General features: G+C 64.6%; 13 protein-coding genes. 9 read left to right on the top strand and 4 right to left on the bottom strand.

Features of this window, described 5'->3' with window-relative positions:
* The first annotated feature begins 76 nt into the window (after positions 1–76).
* Positions 77–2,239, top strand: a complete 2,163-nt coding sequence (gene nrdE, locus Q4E25_RS10240) for a class 1b ribonucleoside-diphosphate reductase subunit alpha (RefSeq protein WP_303156771.1) — start codon at positions 77–79, stop codon at positions 2,237–2,239.
* On the opposite strand, the gene Q4E25_RS10235 is transcribed toward nrdE, so the two are convergent.
* Positions 2,236–2,967 (bottom strand): FadR/GntR family transcriptional regulator, encoded by a 732-nt coding sequence (locus Q4E25_RS10235; protein WP_368502632.1) that lies wholly within the window; start codon positions 2,965–2,967, stop codon positions 2,236–2,238. The two genes, nrdE and Q4E25_RS10235, sit on opposite strands and share 4 nt — an antisense overlap.
* 219 nt (positions 2,968–3,186) lie before the next feature.
* Here Q4E25_RS10235 and nrdF point away from each other — a divergent pair, with 219 nt between their 5' ends.
* From nrdF to Q4E25_RS10215, 4 genes are all read left to right on the top strand, one after another.
* Positions 3,187–4,176: a class 1b ribonucleoside-diphosphate reductase subunit beta gene (nrdF, locus tag Q4E25_RS10230; protein ID WP_303156770.1), complete on the top strand. Its 990-nt coding sequence runs from the start codon at positions 3,187–3,189 to the stop codon at positions 4,174–4,176.
* A 438-nt stretch (positions 4,177–4,614) separates the two neighbouring features.
* The gene (ctaD, locus tag Q4E25_RS10225; RefSeq protein ID WP_303156768.1) at positions 4,615–6,309 is read left to right on the top strand and encodes a cytochrome c oxidase subunit I; all 1,695 of its coding nucleotides are present in this window, start codon (positions 4,615–4,617) and stop codon (positions 6,307–6,309) included.
* A 242-nt stretch (positions 6,310–6,551) separates the two neighbouring features.
* Positions 6,552–7,763 (top strand): phosphoserine phosphatase SerB, encoded by a 1,212-nt coding sequence (gene serB / locus Q4E25_RS10220; RefSeq protein WP_303156767.1) that lies wholly within the window; start codon positions 6,552–6,554, stop codon positions 7,761–7,763.
* Entirely contained in the window at positions 7,756–8,511 is a 756-nt protein-coding gene (locus Q4E25_RS10215) for a peptidyl-tRNA hydrolase (RefSeq protein WP_303156764.1), read from the top strand. The genes serB and Q4E25_RS10215 overlap by 8 nt, the downstream gene beginning before the upstream one ends.
* A 71-nt stretch (positions 8,512–8,582) precedes the next feature.
* Here Q4E25_RS10215 and Q4E25_RS10210 read toward each other — a convergent pair whose 3' ends face one another.
* The 3 genes from Q4E25_RS10210 to Q4E25_RS10200 form a co-directional block, all read right to left on the bottom strand.
* The gene (locus Q4E25_RS10210; protein ID WP_303156762.1) at positions 8,583–10,541 is read right to left on the bottom strand and encodes an ATP-dependent DNA helicase; all 1,959 of its coding nucleotides are present in this window, start codon (positions 10,539–10,541) and stop codon (positions 8,583–8,585) included.
* Positions 10,542–10,551: 10 nt separating this feature from the next.
* Positions 10,552–11,946, bottom strand: coding sequence for a nicotinate phosphoribosyltransferase (locus tag Q4E25_RS10205; RefSeq protein WP_303156761.1), 1,395 nt, complete (start codon positions 11,944–11,946; stop codon positions 10,552–10,554).
* 124 nt (positions 11,947–12,070) lie between these two features.
* Complete coding sequence (locus Q4E25_RS10200; protein WP_303156759.1) at positions 12,071–12,643, bottom strand: hypothetical protein; 573 nt, start codon at positions 12,641–12,643, stop codon at positions 12,071–12,073.
* A gap of 196 nt (positions 12,644–12,839) precedes the next feature.
* On the opposite strand from Q4E25_RS10200, the gene clpS reads away from it, so the two are divergent.
* The 4 genes from clpS to Q4E25_RS10180 all read left to right on the top strand — a co-directional run bounded on the left by clpS (position 12,840) and on the right by Q4E25_RS10180 (position 15,430).
* Positions 12,840–13,175, top strand: coding sequence for an ATP-dependent Clp protease adapter ClpS (gene clpS, locus Q4E25_RS10195; RefSeq protein ID WP_303156757.1), 336 nt, complete (start codon positions 12,840–12,842; stop codon positions 13,173–13,175).
* A gap of 26 nt (positions 13,176–13,201) precedes the next feature.
* Entirely contained in the window at positions 13,202–13,738 is a 537-nt protein-coding gene (locus Q4E25_RS10190) for a DUF2017 domain-containing protein (protein WP_303156755.1), read from the top strand.
* A gap of 63 nt (positions 13,739–13,801) precedes the next feature.
* Complete coding sequence (locus Q4E25_RS10185; RefSeq protein ID WP_303156801.1) at positions 13,802–14,737, top strand: P1 family peptidase; 936 nt, start codon at positions 13,802–13,804, stop codon at positions 14,735–14,737.
* Positions 14,738–14,758: 21 nt separating this feature from the next.
* Positions 14,759–15,430 carry a rhomboid family intramembrane serine protease gene (locus Q4E25_RS10180; RefSeq protein ID WP_303156753.1) on the top strand — a complete coding sequence of 224 codons (672 nt, stop codon included), beginning with the start codon at positions 14,759–14,761 and terminating at the stop codon, positions 15,428–15,430.
* The last annotated feature ends 133 nt before the right edge of the window (positions 15,431–15,563 follow it).

Below are 15,563 nucleotides of genomic sequence, written 5' to 3'. Positions count from 1 at the left end.
GGATGGCTGGGTTGGTGTCCATCCTCCAACGCTTTCACTTAACTAGCTACACGAGTAGAGAAAGGCTCGACTAGCCGTGACCACGCAATTGGGAAAGACTGTCGCTGAACCAGTTAAGGCTTCGGAGCAGCTGGATTACCACGCACTTAACGCGCTTTTGAACCTCTATGACGAAGAGGGCAAGATTCAGTTCGACAAGGACCGCGAGGCCGCGAACCAGTTCTTCCTGCAGCACGTCAACCAGAACACCGTCTACTTCCACGATTTGGAAGAAAAGATGCGCTACCTGGTGGAAAACAAGTACTACGAGCCCGAGCTGCTTGAGCAGTATGACTTCGAGTTCATCAAGTCCCTATTCAAGCGCGCCTACTCCTACAAGTTCCGCTTCAAGTCCTTCCTGGGTGCCTTCAAGTACTACACCTCCTACACCCTCAAGACCTTTGACGGCCGCCGCTACCTCGAGCGCTTCGAAGACCGTGTCTCCATGACCGCGCTCTTCCTGGCTGACGGTGACACCGAGCTGGCTGAGAAGCTAGTGGATGAAATCATGACCGGCCGCTTCCAGCCGGCCACCCCCACCTTCCTCAACGCTGGCAAGGCGCAGCGCGGCGAGCTGGTCTCCTGCTTCCTGCTGCGCATCGAGGACAACATGGAGTCCATCGGCCGCTCCATCAACTCCGCCCTGCAGCTGTCCAAGCGCGGCGGCGGCGTGGCGCTGCTGCTGAGCAACATCCGCGAGTCCGGCGCCCCCATTAAGCACATCGAGAACCAGTCCTCCGGCGTCATCCCTGTGATGAAGCTTCTGGAGGATGCCTTCTCCTACGCCAACCAGCTGGGTGCCCGCCAGGGCGCAGGTGCGGTCTACCTCAACGCGCACCACCCGGACATCATGAACTTCCTCGACACCAAGCGCGAGAATGCGGATGAGAAGATCCGCATCAAGACCCTCTCGCTGGGCGTGGTCATCCCAGACATCACCTTCGAGCTGGCCAAGCGCAACGATGACATGTACCTCTTCTCGCCGTACGATGTCGAACGCATCTACGGCAAGGCCTTCGGTGACATCTCCATCACCGAGCACTACGAGGAGATGGTGGAGGATCCGCGCATCCGCAAGAAGAAGGTCAATGCCCGCCACTTCTTCCAGACCATTGCTGAGCTGCAGTTCGAGTCCGGCTACCCGTACATTATGTTCGAGGACACGGTTAACCGCGCGAACCCAGTCAAGACCGGCCGTATCAACATGTCCAACCTCTGCTCGGAGATTCTGCAGGTCAACCAGCCCTCTACCTTCAACGAGGACCTCTCCTACGAGACCATGGGCAGCGACATCTCCTGCAACCTGGGCTCGCTCAACATCGCCATGACCATGGACTCCCCGGACTTCGCGCAGACCGTGGAGACAGCCATCCGCGGTCTGACCGCCGTGGCGGATAAGACGGCCATCGATTCCGTGCCCTCCGTGCGCCGCGGCAACGATAGCTCCCACGCTATCGGCCTGGGCCAGATGAACCTGCACGGTTACTTCGGCCGCGAGCACATCGAGTACGGCTCGGAGGAAGGCCTGGACTTTACCAACGCCTACTTCGCCGCGGTGCTCTACGCCGCCCTCCGCGCTTCCAACAAGATCGCACGCGAGCGCGGCGAGTACTTCTCCGAGTTCCCGCAGTCCGAGTACGCTACCGGCGAGTTCTTTGACCGCTACAACCCGGAGGACTTCAAGCCGCGCACCGAGAAGGTGCAGGCACTTTTCGACGCCTCCTCGATCCACACCCCCACGGCCGAGGAGTGGGAGGCGCTGAAGGGGGACGTCGCCAAGCACGGCCTCTACAACCGCAACTTGCAGGCGGTGCCGCCGACGGGCTCGATTTCCTACATCAACAACTCGACCTCCTCGATCCACCCGATCGCCTCCAAGATTGAGATCCGCAAGGAAGGCAAGATCGGCCGCGTCTACTACCCGGCGCCGCACATGGATAATGACAACCTTGAGTACTTCAAGGATGCCTACGAGATTGGCTTTGAGAAGATCATCGACACCTACGCCGAGGCCACCAAGTACGTGGACCAGGGCCTGTCGCTGACGCTCTTCTTCAAGGACACGGCCACCACCCGTGATATCAACCGCGCCCAGATTTACGCGTGGCGCAAGGGCATCAAGACCCTCTACTACATCCGGCTGCGCCAGATGGCGTTGGAGGGCACCGAGGTTGAGGGCTGCGTGTCCTGCATGCTCTAGTCGCGAGGGCTCCGCTGTTTAAAGCTGAATGCTGGATCGGGCTTCGAGGAGAAGCTCCCGGTCCAGCTTTTCTGCGTTTTCGGCGTTGCCCTCCTCGATGGTGCGCGCGAGCGCGAGGTGCAGGGCTGCGGTCCCGGCAATGGGATCGCGCTTGGCGGAGCCGAAGACGGACTTGCCCTTGAGCATGGCCAACAGGGAGGGGCGAGGGCGGCGAACATCTCGTTGCCGGAGGCCTCGAAGATGAGCGTGTGAAAGTGCAGATCGGTGGCCAGCTCCTCGCCGACTTTGGTGGAGGGGGTGGCCTCCAGCTCGGCCAGGCGCTGCGCTACTGCGAGGATCTGCGCCTTCTGTTCCTCGGTGGCGTTGAGTGCTGCTAAGCGGGCGGCGTTGGGCTCGACGGCAAGGCGCAGTTGGTTGAGGGAGTCGCGTTGGGCGGCGCGGGATTTTTCACAGCTCAAGCGCCAGGTGATGACGGCTGGGTCGAAGACAGACCAGTGCTCGATGGGCAGCACCGTAATGCCCACGCGCCTGCCGGAGCTGACCATGCCCAGTTGCTCGAGTGCGCGCATGGCTTCTCTGGCCACCGTGCGGGAGATGTCGAAGCGCTCGCAGATATCCTGCAGCCTGAGCCGGCGCCCGGCCTCAAGTGTTCCGCTGACGATGTCGGTGCCGATCTGGTCGAGGACAGTCGTGAGCAGGGGAGTGGTGGTCTCAGACTCTGCGGCCACGAGCGTATCTACCTCCGGAGTGTGTTTCCTCTATATATAAGGTGCGAGCGTGTAGGGCTGACGCACCAGGTAAATCCACGGCGAATTCACGGCGAATTTACGCGTGGATTCATCGTACGCCGCAGGGTCGATGGAGACGTGAGGCACATAGTGCCGTGCGGTGGCATTGAGTAGGATGAAGCAGAATCAATTTCAGATCTAGATGAGGTGGATTTTCGCGTGTCGCACGAGTATGACGAGTACATCTCCAGCCACGAGGCGCCGGTCAAGGCGATCAACTGGAACACCATTCCTGACGAAAAGGATCAAGAGGTCTGGGACCGCCTGACGGGCAACTTCTGGTTGCCGGAGAAGGTCCCGGTGTCCAATGACATCCCCAGCTGGAAGACGCTCACCGAGCGTGAGAAGGAGACCACCATGCGGGTCTTCACCGGCCTGACCCTGCTGGATACCATCCAGGGCACGGTCGGCGCGGTCTCCCTGCTGCCGGACGCCAAGACTCTGCACGAGGAAGCGGTGTACACCAACATCGCCTTCATGGAGTCGGTGCACGCTAAGTCCTACTCCAACATTTTCATGACCCTGGCCTCGACCCCGATGATCAACGATGCCTTCCGCTGGTCCGAGGAAAACGAGAACCTGCAGCGCAAGGCGAAGATCGTCATGTCCTACTACAAGGGCGATGACCCTCTGAAGAAGAAGGTGGCCTCCACGCTTCTGGAGTCCTTCCTCTTCTACTCCGGCTTCTACCTGCCGATGTACTTCTCCTCCCGCGCCAAGCTGACTAACACCGCGGACATCATCCGCCTCATCATCCGCGATGAGGCCGTGCACGGCTACTACATCGGCTACAAGTTCCAGAAGGGCTACAAGCAGCTCACCGAGTCCGAGCAGGAGGAGATGAAGGCTTACACCTTCGACCTTCTCTACGATCTTTACGAGAACGAGATCGACTACACCGAGGATCTCTACGACGACCTGGGCTGGACCGAGGACGTCAAGCGCTTCCTGCGCTACAACGCCAACAAGGCCCTCAACAACCTGGGCTTCGAGGGCCTCTTCCCGGCTGATGAGACGCGCGTGTCTCCGGCCATCCTCTCCTCGCTGTCCCCGAACGCCGACGAGAACCACGACTTCTTCTCCGGCTCCGGCTCCTCCTATGTCATCGGCAAGGCGGAGGACACCACTGACGACGACTGGGACTTCTAAGGGCAGTACGGACTGCTCACAGCAGCACGCATCTCCCAGCTTTCACAGAGGTTCCCTAGGGTCCCACAGGCAACTGGCCAATGCTGTGACTGAGCTGCGACGCGCATTCCCGTTAGGTATCAACCGAAAGTATGATTCCTATAGGGGGTGCGCTTCTCGCGTTTTCGGGGTGCGAGGCACAAAAAGATGTGGGCTGGATCACGGCTGTTGTGCGGCGGCGTTTCCGCTAAGCCCACGTGGGGGCGCTCGTGCTGGGGAAATGCCGTCTGACGTGCCCATTAGTGGGGCTGGCCCGTGGAGCATCCAGGGGGCAATAGCTGGAAATTGGGCTGCGAAGTGCCCTAATATAAGTCGAGTAAACCTAGGTGCTTTTCATTCATGCCCTTCGCCGGCGGTGAAGGGGTGGGTAGAAAGCACTTGTTCTTCAGGAGGATTTAAATGACCGCTGTGGCGCCAAGGCTCGACGATTACGTCGCGCCAACTCGTCCGGAGCCTACCGGTAATGCCAAGACCGGTTCCAAGGCTTGGGTATTTCTCACCACCACTGACCACAAGCAGCTGGGCATCATGTACATGATCATGTCCTTCAGCTTCTTCTTCCTTGGTGGCTTCATGGCACTGCTGCTGCGCGCCGAGCTCTTCTCGCCGGGCCTGCAGTTCCTGTCCAACGAGCAGTTCAACCAGCTGTTTACCATGCACGGCACCGTGATGCTGCTGCTGTTTGCTACGCCAGTTGTGTGGGCATTCGGTAACTACGTCATGCCGCTGCAGATCGGCGCACCGGATGTGGCCTTCCCGCGTCTGAACGCCTTCGGCTTCTGGATCACCCTGACCGGCGGCATCGTCATGCTGCTGGGCTTTGCCACCCCGGGTGGTGCTGCCGACTTCGGCTGGACCATGTACGTCCCGCTTTCTGACTCCGTCCACACCCCGGGCATTGGTGCCGACATGTGGATCGTCGGTGTGGGTGCTACCGGTGTCGGTACCATTGCGTCCGCCATCAACATGGTGACCACCATCCTGACCCTGCGCGCACCGGGCATGACCATGTTCCGTCTGCCGGTCTTCACCTGGGCCATCTTCACCGCGTCCATCATCGTTCTGATGATCTTCCCGCTGCTGACCGCAGCCGCTCTGGGTGTGCTCTATGACCGCAAGCTCGGCGGCCACATCTACGACAGCGCCAACGGCGGCGGCATCCTGTGGCAGCACCTCTTCTGGTTCTTCGGCCACCCGGAGGTCTACGTCCTCGCACTGCCGTTCTTCGGCATCATCTCTGAGGTCGTCCCGGTCTTCTCCCGTAAGCCGGTCTTCGGTTACATCGGCCTGGTCTTCGCCCTGCTGGCCATCGGCGCTCTGTCCATGGCTGTGTGGGCACACCACATGTTCGTCACCGGTGCGGTCCTGTTGCCGTTCTTCTCCTTCATGACCTTCCTCATCGCCGTGCCGACCGGCGTGAAGTTCTTCAACTGGGTGGGCACCATGTGGAAGGGTCACATCACCTGGGATACCCCGATGATCTTCGCCATGGGCTTCCTGTCCACCTTCCTCTTCGGCGGTATGACCGGCATCATGCTGGCCTCCCCGGCACTGGACTTCCACCTGGCTGAGTCTTACTTCCTCATTGCTCACTTCCACTACACCCTCTTCGGTACCGTGGTCTTCTCCGCCTTCGCTGGCCTGTACTTCTGGTTCCCGAAGATGACCGGCCGCATGCTGGATGAGCGTCTGGGCAAGATTCACTTCTGGCTGACCTTCATCGGCTTCCACGGCACCTTCCTGGTCCAGCACTGGGTGGGCAACATGGGTATGCCGCGTCGTTACGCCGACTACCTGGAGTCCGATGGCTTCACGGTCTTCAACCAGATTTCCACCATCTTCTCCTTCGTCCTTGGTGCTTCCGTTATCCCGCTTATCTGGAACGTCTTCAAGTCCTGGCGCTACGGCGAGATCGTCACCGTCGACGATCCGTGGGGCTACGGCAACTCCCTCGAGTGGGCTACCTCCTGCCCGCCGCCGCGCCACAACTTCGTTTCCCTGCCGCGTATCCGCTCCGAGCGCCCGGCCTTCGAGCTGCACTACCCGCACATGGTTAAGCGCATGCGCGAAGAGGCACACGTCGGTAGCCACTAAGCAGACCGTGACAAGGGTGTAGGGCTCTAACAGCGTCGAGACGCTAGTCCAACCTCTCCTGACACGCCGCCTCCGCACTTTCTCTTCCGGGAAGGTTCGCGGAGGCGGCGCGCTTAGTTTTTGCCCCAGGTTTTGCCCCGAGTTTTCACCCCAGCTTTTCAACCCAGCCTTCCGCTTGCCGGGTGGCCTATAAGCCGAGCCAATCAGCCCATCACGGTAGTGCTCCATGCCATAATGGGCGGGTGAATACTCAGCATCTTTCTCACGCAGCTCTCGACGGCGATGACACCTTCGCCGTCGTCACCACCTCTGGGCCGGATAGGCCGGGGGTTTCTGCAGCCTTCTTTAGGGTCCTTGCCTCCCATAGCGTTGAGCTTGTCGACGTCGAACAGGCAATCTTTTCCGGCCGCATCTCGCTGGCCGCCTACATCACCGTGGATGCCGCCAAGCTGCAGGCCCTGGAGTCGGGCCTGCGCAACACTTTGAGCATCTACCAGCAGTCGGTGTCCGTGGCACCGAAGGATGAGCCCATCCACTCCCGCGCCCGCTCCACCCACGCGGTGGTGGTGCTGGGCCGCACCGTGACCGCTGAGCACTTCTCCACGCTGTCGAAGGAGATGGCCAACCTCGACGTCAACATCGACCGCATCCGCGGCCTGTCCACCTCGCCGCTCAGCGGCTTCGAACTCTTCGTCACCGTGCCGGACTCCGCCGAGGAGAAGGTGCGCGGCACCCTGGTGCGGCTGGCCAGTGAGCTCGGCGTGGACATCGCCATGGAGCGCGCCGGCCTGCAGCGCCGCTCCAAACGCCTCATCTGCTTTGACTGCGACTCCACGCTGATTACCGGCGAAGTCATCGAGATGCTGGCCGCCCACGCCGGCAAGGAGGAGGAAGTCGCCGCCGTGACTGAGCGCGCCATGCGCGGCGAACTAGACTTCGAGGAGTCCCTTCGCGAGCGCGTGGCCACCCTGGCCGGGCTGCCGGCCTCCGTCATTGAGGAGACCGCGAAGGACCTCACACTGACCCCGGGCGTGCGCACCACCATCCGCACGCTCAAGCGCATGGGCTACCGCGTCGCGGTGGTTTCCGGCGGCTTCATTCAGGTGCTCGAGGATTTGGCCAAGGAGCTGGACCTGGACTACGTGCGGGCCAATACCCTGGAAATCGTCGACGGCCACCTCACGGGCCGCGTGGTGGGCAAGGTGGTGGACCGCAAGGCCAAGGAGGAATTCCTGCGCGAGTTCGCCGCCGATTCCGGCCTAGCCATGCGCCAGACGGTGGCCGTGGGCGATGGCGCCAATGACATCGACATGATTTCCGCGGCGGGCCTGGGCATTGCCTTCAACGCCAAGCCCGCCCTGCGCCAGGTGGCTGACGCCTCGGTGAACTACCCCTACATGGACGCCATCCTCCAGTTCATGGGCATTCCCATGGAGGAGATCCCCAGTGAGTAGTGCCGCGGAGGGCGCATCAACCCACGCGGACTTCTCCCGGGCGCATCAGCGGCTGGCCGCGGCCTGCGACGAGCGCAGCTGGCGCGATGACCCCGAGGACCCCGCCCACCCGGAGACCATCCAGGCGATGCAGATTGCCCTCAACCTGCCCAAGCAGGATCCACCCAGCCGCACCGAGGTGCTGGAGGCGGCCGCCCGGGCCGTGGTCAAGGCCTGCCTGGACCCGCGGGCGGGCCAGGACGGGGCCTACGCGCAGGCCCTGGGCCAGTGGTACGGCCACCGCATTCGCAAGATCGCCCGCCGCGCCCGCAACAAGGCCTGGAGGGACGTGCAAGCCCTACCCGGAGTCACGGTGGATGACCGCGCGCGTGCCTTTGTTCCCTCCGCCGTCAGCGAGGTGCACCCCTTGGTGGCCAAGCTGCAGATTGGGCATACCGAGCTGCCGCACGATGAGCCGGGGCCGCCGCGTAGCGACGCCCCCGTGATCTACATCGACTCCTCCCTGGAGATGAGCGCGGGCAAGGCCGCCGCCCAGGTGGGCCACGGCTCGATGCTCTTGGCCGCCCGCATGGAGTTCGGGGACGTCGAGAAGTGGATGGAGCGCGACTATGCGCTCAGTGTGCGCGAGTTAGAACCCGCGGAGTTCGCCGCGGCCTGCCGGCGCCCCGATGCGGTGGTGGTGCGCGACGCCGGGTTCACGGAGGTGGCCCCGGATTCGGCCACGGTGGTGGCGCTGCCGCGGTCCTAGGCCAGCACAGGGGCGCTGCCGCGGTCGCTGCAGACGTCATCGCTGGCGCTGTCGCTGTGCCGCAAAAGTCGCTAGCGCTGCTGCACCAGCCGCTGTAGGGCCCCGCGCACCACGGCGCCGTCGGTGGTCTGCCAGAAGCGCGGCATCGAGGCCTTGAGGAAGCCGCCGTAGCGTTTAGTCTCCAAGCGGTTATCCAGCACCGCCACTACGCCGCGGTCTTCAGTGGAGCGCAGCAGGCGGCCCGCGCCCTGCGCCATGAGCAGCGCGGCGTGGGTGGCGGAGACCTCCATGAAGCCATTGCGGCCCGCCGCCTTGGCGGCCTCGGTGCGCGCCTGCATGAGTGGGTTATCCGGGCGGGGGAAGGGGATGCGGTCAATGAGCACCAGGGAACACGCGGGCCCCGGCACGTCCACGCCCTGCCACAGCGTTAGAGTGCCAAAGAGGCAGGAGTTCTCGTTCTTGGAAAAGCGCTCCACCAACGCGCCAATGGAATCCTCGCCCTGGACGTAGATGTCAAAGGGAACCAGCGGCTTGAGCGCCTCGGCGGCCTGCTCGGCGGCGCGGCGGGAGGAAAACAGCCCCAGGGTGCGCCCGCCGGCGGCCATGATGAGCTCGCGCATCTCCCGGATGGCCTCCTGGGAGAGCCCGTCGCGCCCGGGCGGCGGCAGATGCACCGCGGTGTAGAGGATGCCCTTGCGGGCCGGGTCGAAGGGGTAGCCCACGTCCAGGCTGTCCCAGGTTCCCTTCGGCATGCCCCACTGGGCGGCCAGCGCGTCAAAGCGCCCGCCCAACGCCAGCGTGGCCGAGGTCAGCACCACGGTCTGCTCGCCAAAGAGTTTCTCGTGCAGCATCCCAGCGATGGAGAGGGGTGCCACGGCCAGGGTGTCGGTCATGGAGCGCTCGTCGCGCTCCAGCCACACCACGTCCTCGTGGGCGGAGGGATCTCCGGTGGCGAAGACGTCGAGGATGCGCGCGACGGCGTCGGCAAGCGTGGCCAGGTGATTGGCCAGGTTCTGGCGTTCGGCGAACTTCTCCGGGTCGTTGGCCTGCTCGCCCTCGGGGGTGCGCGCGATGTCTTCGCGGCTCACGCGCAGGGTATCGGCTAGCGCCATGAGCTGCGCCTTGGCATTGTCAGGAAGGTCCGTCCAGCGCCCCGGGGCGAACTCCCCGAGCAGCATGGTCATCTCCTCGGCTTGCTGGCTCAGGCGCTCGCCCTTGGCGGTGGAGCCGAGGGACTTCACGCGGTTGGCGGCCATCTTCAGTGCGCGCCCGGTAATCTCCGCGGTGGACACGGAGGTGATGCGCCCGTCGAGCTCGTGGGCCTCGTCGATGATGGCGACGTCGTGCTCGGGCAGGATGTTGATATCGGAGACGGCATCGATGGCCAGCAGGGCGTGGTTGGTGACCACGACGTCGACGTCGGAAGCCTGGCGGCGGGCCAGCTCCGCGAAGCACTCCTCGCCGTGCGGGCAGCGGGTAGCACCCAGGCACTCGGCGGAGCTCACGGAGACCTGCCGCCAGGCCAAGTCGCTGACCCCGGGGTCGAGGGCGTCGCGGTCACCGGTCTCGGTGGTGTTTGCCCACTCGTGCACGCGCTGGATCTGCTTGCCCAGGTAGGAGACCTCGTGCTCCTCCAGCAGGGCATCCTCGCCCTCGAGCTCCTCGGCGCGAGATACCTTGTTGAGGCAGAGGTAATTGGAGCGCCCCTTGAGGATGGCAAAGGTGGGCTTCTTGTCCAGGACGGGCTCGAGGGCCTCGGCCAGCCGCGGCAGGTCGCGCTCCACCAGCTGGCGTTGCAGCGCCAGGGTGGCGGTGGATACCACCACAGTGCGCCCGGTGTTCTGCGCGTGGCGGAAGGCCGGGACGAGGTAGGCCAGGGACTTGCCGGTGCCGGTGCCCGCCTGGACGGCGAGGTGGCGCTGCTTGTCCAAGGCGGCGCTTACCGACGCCGCCATCGCCACCTGCCCCTCGCGCCGGGCGCCGCCGAGGGCGTCCACGGCGGCATCGAGTAGTTCTTCGGTGGTCTTCACCCGAGACAGTCTAGCGGGCGGGGAAACCCACCAGGCGGGTCGGCACGGCCGGCTCGTCGCGGGTCAGCGCCAGGCCCTCCCAGGGCAGGGTGGTGATGGCCTGGGCCAGGTAGGCGCGGGATTCCTGCAGGGTGGGCAGGTTGTCCAGGATTTCGCCGTCGCGCATGAGCGGGACGGTGACCTCGCGGGTGCTTAGCGTGCCGGTGTCGGGGGTCTCGGCGTCGAAGGGCATGACCAGCTCTTCCACGGCCACGCCGGAGGAGCGGTAGGTGCGCACGGCGCGCTTGGCCCCGCCCTGGGACTTCTTGGAGGAGGAGCGCTTGGCCACGGGGTGGCCGTCGACCTCCACGACCTTGTAAACCATGCCGGCGGTCGGCGCGCCCGCGCCAGTGACCACGCTGGTGCCCACGCCGTAGACGTCGACGGGATCGCTGCGCAGGCCGGCGATGGCGAACTCGTCGAGGTCGGAGGAGACCACGATCTTGGTGTTGTGGTTGCCCAGCTCGTCGAGCTGCTTGCGCACGCGGCGGGTGATCGGGCCCAGATCGCCGGAGTCAATACGGACACCGCCCAGCTCGGGGCCGGCCACCTTGACGGCGGCCTCGACGCCCTTGGTGATGTCGTAGGTATCCACCAGCAGGGTGGTGCCCACGCCGAGGGTCTCGATCTGGGTGCGGAAGGCGGCCTCCTCGTTGGGGGTGCCGTCCTCGTTGACGTGCGCCAGCGTCCAGGCGTGGGCGGCGGTGCCGGAGACCGGGATGTCGTAGCGGTAGCCGGCCTCCAGGTTGGAGGTGGCCTCGAAACCCGCCAGGTAGGCCGCGCGGGCTGCGGTGACGGCGGCGTACTCGTGGGTGCGGCGCGAGCCCATCTCGATGATCGGGCGCCCGTCGGCGGCCACCACCATGCGGGAGGCAGCCGAGGCCACCGCGGAGTCCGCGTTCATGATGGAGAGGATGACGGTCTCCAGAATGAGGCACTCACCGAAGGTGCCGCGCACCGTGAGCAGCGGGGTGTTGGGGAAGTACAGCTCGCCCTCACGGTAGCCGTCGATGTGCCCGGAGAAGCGATAGTGGGAAAGGTAGTCCTTGGTTTCCTCGTCGAGGAAGTCCAGCTCCGCGAGCTGCTTGGCGGTGAACTGGAAGTCGCGCACCGCGCGCAGGACGCGCTCGGTGCCGGCCACCACGCCGTAACGGCGCTCGTTGGGCAGGCGGCGGGCAAAGACCTCGCAGGCCACCTGGCGGTGGGCGGAGCCATCCTTGAGGGCGGCCTGCAGCATGGTCAGCTCGTACTTATCGGTGAGCAGCGCCGTGGAGCGATCCGCGGGGAAGGGGTGCTTCTCGCACGCCGGGCCAGTGCCGGAGGTGGAGGAAGAAGCAGGAGCAGAAGAGTTAGCGGTATTCATCACATGCAAGATGCTACCCAAGCTGCTACACAGAAACATGCAGATATCCGCATTACGTGCAGAAATTCTCCCCGGCGCCCACCCCACGGTGGAGGAAGGGCCGCACGGGGAGGCTGCGCTGGGTGCTCTAGCTGCGCTCGAGCTGGATGACCACGTAGATCTCGCCATCGCCGTAGGCGGTGCCCACGGCGGCGAAAGTCATGTCGCGGTCACGCAGCGCGGCGACGTGCTCCGGCGAGGAGCGGAAGGCCTCGATGAATTCATAGCCGCTGGCCTGCTCCAGCGGCAGGTGATGCTGGACCATCTGCACGTTGTCCTCGCTGGGCTTCTGGGTGCCGGTCACGGCGTTGCACTGGGCCTTGGCGGTGGCCTCCTGCTGCTGGCTAAACCACGGGGCCAGCGGCGCGAGGCCGTCCTCGGTGCGCCAGGTGTTGAGCGCGGTGGTGATGTCATCGCGCACGGTGCGCAGCTGCTTGTCCACGTCCAAACCATAGGCGGAGTCATCGTAGCCGCAGTTATCCGGGACGGCCTCAGGATCTTCGTCGGTGGAGGAGCCCACGCCGTTGACGGCCGCGACGATGAAGCCGATGATCGTGGCGAGGGTGATGACGCCTTGGGCGGAGCGGATGAGCTCCTCGCGGGTGGGCGTGCGCCCTGCAAGCAGTGCGCTCAGAGCCGTCGGCAGTGTGTTAGGCGCCATGGGTGTACCTCGAGACTGTCAATAAACCTTCACTAGTGTGGGCAGAAACGGCGGTGAATTCCCAGTGAATGTGCGCAGTAACCGGAAATCCACGCGTATAAGTACTCACAATGTAGCGTAAATGATTGTGTTTTCCACCCGCCGTGCGCGCGAGGTTTGCGCCTCACAGCGCCGGAAATTGGATAGGGTAGGGGACATGAAAGCGCACCTACATTCTTCGCGTGTCACGCTCATGGGGGCTCCTATGGCCACTCCGGAGCTCGATGAGGACATCGAGATCGACGTCGCGACGAGCGAAAACCTTCCCTGGATGTGCATCGTCTGGGACGATCCCGTCAACCTTATGAGCTACGTCTCCTATGTGTTTCAGACCGTGCTGGGCTATGACAAAAAGCGCGCCAACGAGCTCATGATGCAAGTCCACACCGAGGGCAAGGCCGCAGTCTCCACGGGCGAGCGGGACAAGATCGAAGCAGACGTCAAGAAGCTCCAAGTGGCTGGCCTGTGGGCCACCATGCAGCAAGCTGGTTAGGTTAACGGGGAGGATACTTTCACGCCATGCAGGCCTGGAAAAAGAAGAAGTCGCTCATGCGCCCGGCCAAGTTCATCACCGTGCTGGAGCCCATGGAGCGTGAGGTCCTCGGGGATCTCACGGCCACTGTCTCCGAGGCGATCATCGCCCGCGCGCAGTCCGCGCCCAAGGACGAGCTGGCGGACATGCTCGACATGCCCACCGGGCACACCGAGGCCCCGGAGGATCCGTCCCTGGCCCGCCTCTTCCCGGACTTTGAGAAGCCGGGTGATGAGGAATTCGAGGGAGAAAACGGGCTGCTGCGCTCGCTGCACGAAAATGACATCGCCCGCGCCAAGCTGGCCAACCTGCAGGTGGTCAACACCGCCCTGGGCCCCACCGGCGGGGTGGAGCTGAGCATCAGCGAGGAAGAGGCCCACGCCTTTATAGCCGGGCTCAATGATCTGCGCCTCTTCGTGGCCTCCGGCGACGTGCAGGAGGATCACGCCCTGGCTGACCGCGACACCCTCGTGGAGTGGCTGGCCTTCTGCCAGGACTCGCTGCTCGAAGCCCTCATGGACTAGCCCGTGGCCGCACAGAACACGAAGACCGCGAAGACCGCGAAGACCGTGAAGACACTGCCAGAGATGGGCTTTTCCCTCGGCCACGTCAGCGGGGAAGACACCGGGGTCACCGTGATCTACTGCGGCGAGCAGGGCGCGGTGGCCAGCGTCGATGTGCGCGGCGGCGGGCCCGGAACCCGGGAGACCGACCTGCTGGAGCCGCACAACACCGTCGAGCGCGTGCACGCCCTCGTCCTGGCCGGTGGCTCGGCCTTTGGCCTGGCGGCCGCCGACGGCGTCATGCAGGAACTCGAGTCCCACGGCGTGGGTTTTCCCGTCTTCGGCGAGGGCGTTGAGGGCCCGCGAGTACCGATTGTCCCCGGCGCTGTGATCTTCGATCTGCTCGCTGGCCCGCACCGGCCCACCGCCGCCGACGGCGCCGAGGCCACCCGCCGTGCGCTGCGTGGGCACGATTCCTCCACGGGCAGCGTGGGCGCCGGGGTGGGCGCTGCCGCCGGGCGCCTGCGCGGTGGCTTTGGCCTGGGCAGCGTGGCCTGTGGGGACTACACCGTGGCCGCGGCCGTGGTGGCCAACCCGGTCGGCGAGGTGATCGATGCCGCTAGCGGCCGGCTCTTCGGCGCGCCGGGCCGCACCCCCGTGGACGTGGAGCGCTTCCAAGCCACTCGCAGCCTGGCCGAGGCTCACCTCAACACCACCATCGGTGCCGTGTTGAGCGACGCACCCGTGACCAAGGCCCAGGCCAAGCGCCTGGCTTTGGCCGGCCACGACGGCATCGCCCGGGCCGTGCGCCCGGCCCACCTGCCGCTGGATGGGGACACGCTCTTTGCGGCGTCGTCCAGCGGGGCGTCCGCAGGCACCGCGGGCGTGGACACGCTGGAGCTCAGCGCATTGTGCGCGGCGGCCGCCCAGGCGGTGGAGGCGGCCATCGTCTCCGCAGTGACCTCCGCGGAGCCCGGATTGGGCATGACGAGCTACTCCTGCCTGCTAGCGCAGCGTTAGCACGCTACAGTTGACTGCATTATGACATCTGGTGGCACCTCACGCGTCCCGTCGAATGGTCCGGGGCCGCAGTTAAACAAGGGAGACTCCCGCAACTACACCCGGCGGGGCCGCGTGGCCACGGGCGCGTCGCTGGCCGTGGGCTTCCTCGTGGTGGAGTGGACGGTGCAGATCATCAACGCCGTCTTCTTCGGCGGGCAGCTGGCAAACTACGGTATCCGCCCGCTGGACTTCAATGGCATCTGGGGTATTTTCACCGCGCCGCTGCTGCACGCCAACTTCGAGCACCTCATGGGCAACTCCGTGCCCGGGGCAATCTTCTGCTTCCTCATCGGCTTGTCCGGGCGCAAGGTCTGGTGGGAGGTCACCATCACCACGGTGCTAGTGGGCGGTATGGGCACCTGGCTGCTGGGCGGGCCGCAGACCTCGCACATTGGCGCCTCCTCGCTGGTGTATGGCTGGTTGGCCTACCTCATCGTGCGTGGCATCTTCAACCGTTCCTTCGTGCAGACTGCGCTGGGCGTGGTGCTGGGCTTTGCGTATTCGGGCCTGGTGTGGGGCGTGCTGCCCATCTACGAGGGCGTGAGCTGGCAGGGCCACCTCTTCGGCGCCATCGGCGGCATCCTGGCGGGCATGACCATTACCTCCGATGATCCGGTGCGCGCGCCGAAGGCGGTGCAGCAGTGGCACTAGAGACAACGGGGCCCACTGGCGCGACGGGAGCACCAGAGCCCACCCAGCCCAACCAACCCCACCCCGAAGGGGCGAAAACCACCAACCCCCCCAATTGCCTCATACAATACCGGGGGGGGGGGCTGGAGGGGGG

Source organism: Corynebacterium sp., from assembly GCF_030532325.1.
Classification (GTDB): Bacteria; Actinomycetota; Actinomycetes; order Mycobacteriales; family Mycobacteriaceae; genus Corynebacterium.
The sequence above is the reverse complement of the archived record's forward strand: the minus strand, read 5'-3'. Positions and strand labels throughout refer to the sequence as shown.

Coding starts and splice junctions, on each gene's coding strand:
- ctaD (WP_303156768.1), top strand. CDS start 4,615: ATGACCGCTGTGGCGCCAAGGCTCGACGATTACGTCGCGCCAACTCGT.
- Q4E25_RS10200 (WP_303156759.1), bottom strand. CDS start 12,643: ATGGCGCCTAACACACTGCCGACGGCTCTGAGCGCACTGCTTGCAGGG.
- clpS (WP_303156757.1), top strand. CDS start 12,840: ATGAAAGCGCACCTACATTCTTCGCGTGTCACGCTCATGGGGGCTCCT.
- Q4E25_RS10190 (WP_303156755.1), top strand. CDS start 13,202: ATGCAGGCCTGGAAAAAGAAGAAGTCGCTCATGCGCCCGGCCAAGTTC.
- Q4E25_RS10185 (WP_303156801.1), top strand. CDS start 13,802: ATGGGCTTTTCCCTCGGCCACGTCAGCGGGGAAGACACCGGGGTCACC.
- Q4E25_RS10180 (WP_303156753.1), top strand. CDS start 14,759: ATGACATCTGGTGGCACCTCACGCGTCCCGTCGAATGGTCCGGGGCCG.